This is a genomic window from Actinomadura sp. (genome assembly GCF_044508335.1).
Lineage (GTDB): Bacteria > Actinomycetota > Actinomycetes > Streptosporangiales > Streptosporangiaceae > Spirillospora.
Map to the genome: position 1 here is coordinate 7,751 of NZ_JBIQHY010000129.1, position 3,135 is coordinate 10,885.

Annotated in this window: 2 protein-coding genes; both read left to right on the forward strand. The window is 73.7% G+C overall.

Features of this window, described 5'->3' with window-relative positions:
• Positions 1-157 precede the first annotated feature (157 nt).
• The gene (locus ACIWVC_RS29590; protein ID WP_396451242.1) at positions 158-1,759 is read left to right on the forward strand and encodes a class I adenylate-forming enzyme family protein; all 1,602 of its coding nucleotides are present in this window, start codon (positions 158-160) and stop codon (positions 1,757-1,759) included.
• Between the two features lie 33 nt (positions 1,760-1,792).
• The gene (locus ACIWVC_RS29595; RefSeq protein WP_396454845.1) at positions 1,793-3,049 is read left to right on the forward strand and encodes a M48 family metalloprotease; all 1,257 of its coding nucleotides are present in this window, start codon (positions 1,793-1,795) and stop codon (positions 3,047-3,049) included.
• The last annotated feature ends 86 nt before the right edge of the window (positions 3,050-3,135 follow it).

Here is a 3,135-nt window from a genome sequence, read left to right on the forward strand (position 1 = left end):
GAGCCGGTCCCAGTCCCGCTGAGCCGGTCCCAATCCAACTGAGCCGGAACGAGTTCGCCCTGGAACGGTCCGTGACCGTCCCGCTGAGCGGAATGCCCTGCTGACGCCGGTGTGTCGCAGCCCACAATGGGCGCTCCGGCGAGGAGGAGGGGGTCCGATGGAGTCGATCGCGAAGCTGACCGGTCCCGGCGGCGAGTTCGAGCTGCGCGAGGAGGACGTGCTCGGCGCGCGGGTTCCCGTGTTCGCGAACCGGGCCCGCAGCCTCGGCGAGGTGCTCGTCCGCTCGGCGTCCCACGGCGACCGCGACTACATCGTCACCGCGACCCGCCGGCTGACGTTCGCCGAGCACGCCGCCGCCGCCGCGTCGATGGCGAAGGCGCTGCGGGACGACCTCGGCGTGCGGCCCGGCGACCGCATCGCGATCAACGCCGCGAACAGCCCCGAGTGGATCGTCTCCTTCTGGGCGGCGGTCGCGGCGGGGGCCGTCCCCGTCGGCTACAACGCCTGGTGGACGCGGCCCGAGATCGAGTACGCGCTCGGCCACACCGACCCGAAGGTCGTGATCGCCGACGAGAAGCGGGCCGCGCTGATCTCCGAGGACGTGCTGACGATCGAGAAGGACGTCCCGTCCCTGGCGGCCCGCTACCCGGGCGCCGGGTTCGACATCCCGGACGCCGCCGAGGACGACCCGGCCGTCATCCTCTACACGAGCGGCACGTCGGGCCGCCCGAAGGGCGCCGTCCACTCGCACCGGAACCTCACCTCGGTGATCGAGTACCACCGGTACAACGACGCCGTCATGGGCGCGTTCGGCATCGACGCCTCGTCCCGCCGCTACCTGCTCGCGCTGCCGCTGTTCCACATCGCGTCCCTGCACAACCTGGCCGTCCCGCGGCTCGCCACCGGCACCGCGGTGATCATGCACATGGGCGGGTTCGACGTGGACGAGGTACTGAGCTTGATCGAGAAGGAGAGGGTCACGAACTGGGGCGCCGTCCCCACGATGGCGCACCGCATGATGCGGCACGGCGACCTGTCGAAGTACGACCTGTCGTCGCTGACCGCGTTCGCGCTGGCCTCCGCGCCGTCCTCGCCGGCGTTCAAGAAGAGGCTCCAGGAGGTGTTCCCGCCGGCGCGCGGCGCCCTCGTCGACAGCTACGGCCTGACCGAGTCGTCCACCGCCATCTCCGTCGCCACCCCCATGGACCTCGCCGAGGCGCCGGGGACGGTCGGCCCCGCGAACATCGGCGTCCAGATCGAGATCCGCGACGCGGAGGGCAGGCCCGTCCCGGAGGGCGCCGAGGGCGAGGTGTGCGCCCGCAGCGCCTACAACATGATCGGCTACTGGCGGGACCCGGAGGCCACCGGGCGCACGATCGACGCCGGCCGCTGGCTGCGCACCGGCGACATCGGCGTGCTGGAGAACGGCCGGCTGCGGCTCACCACCCGCCGCTCCGACCTGATCATCCGCGGCGGCGAGAACGTCTACCCGGCCGAGGTCGAGAACGCCCTCGCCGAGTACCCGGGGATCTCCGAGTGCATCGTCGTCGGCGTCCCGCACCCGGACCTCGGCCAGGAGGTCGCGGCGGTCGCCGTCTTCCCCGACGACCCGCCCGCGCCGGACGAGCTGGCGGCGTTCGCGAAGGAGCGGCTCGCCTACTTCAAGGTCCCGTCCCGCTGGCACGTCACCACCGACCCGCTGCCCCGCAACGCGACCGGGAAGGTGCTCCGCAAGCGGATCGAGACTGAATTCTCCTGATCCCGCGACCCGCGCTTCCTAAGATCTTCCGCCATGACGCAGACGATCACGCCGTGCCCCTCCTGCGGTGCGCCGCTGGCCTCCCTGGAAGGGCATCCGGTCTGGTGCCCCGGCTGCGGCTGGGGCCTGGGCGCCGACGAACCGCAGCGGCGCGGGCTGCGCGGGCGCTTCGACCGGTGGTCGTCCCGCAGGGTCGAGGCGCTCTACGCCGAGGTCGCCCAGTCGCCGGCGGAGCGGCCCGGCTGGGACGCGGCCCGGGTCGCGTCCTACGCGCTGGCGCTCGGCGTGCACCTGTGCACGGCCGCGCTGATCGCCTTCGCGGTCTGGGTGTTCGCCGCGATGCGCACGCCCGTGCTGATCGTCCTCGCGGTCCTCGCGCTGCTCGTGGCGTGGCTGCTGCTGCCCCGGTTCGGCAGCCTGCGCAAGCTCCCGGACGTCCGGCGCCGCGCCGACGCCCCGGCCCTGTTCGCCCTGCTCGACCGGGTCGCGGCCGAACTGGGCGTCAAGCCGGTGGACGCCGTGGTGGTGTCCGAGGATTTCAACGCCGCCTACGGGACGGTCGGCCTGCGCCGCCGCCGCGTCCTGTTCCTGGGGCTGCCGCTGTGGGAGTCGCTCACCGCCCAGCAGAAGGTCGCGCTGCTCGGGCACGAGTTCGCGCACGGCGCGAACGGCGACGCCGCCCACGGCGTGGTCGTGGGGACGTCGCTGTCCACGCTCGCCCGGCTGCACGCGCTGCTGCGCCCCGGGCCGCCCGACGACCGGCTCAACTACCTGATCGACCTGTGCCTCCGGGTGGTGCAGGGGGCGGCGAGCACGGTGGTCGGCTCCGTCCTCGTCCTGCAGCACATGATCACGCTGCGGGCGGGGCAGCGGGCGGAGTACCTCGCCGACCGGCTGGCCGCCCGCCTCGCGTCCCCGGAGGCGGCCGCGGGCATGCTGGAGACGCTCGTGGTCGCCGAGGACACGCACCTCACGGCCGTGCAGCGGCACGCGCTCGCCGGCCGCACGGCCGGGTACTGGGACGACCTGCGCGGCGCCCTGGCCGCGCTCCCCGATTCCGAGCGCGAGCGCCGGCTCCGCGTCTCGGCCCGCCGGCGGCTCCGCGTGGACCGCAGCCACCCGCCCACGCACCTGCGCATCGCCGTCCTGCGCGCCCTCCCCGCCGCGGACCCGGCCCTGCTCATGAAGCCGGACGAGGAGCAGCGGATCCGTACCGGCCTCGCCGCCGACTACGACCTCATCGCGCGCCGCCTGCACGACGACGCCCTGGAACGCCTCCACATGGGCTGACCCCGCACCCCGCCGCCGACGAGAATGGGGGAAGAAGGGCGGGGAGAAGGGCGGGAGAAGGGCAGGGAGAAGGGCGGGGTGCCGAG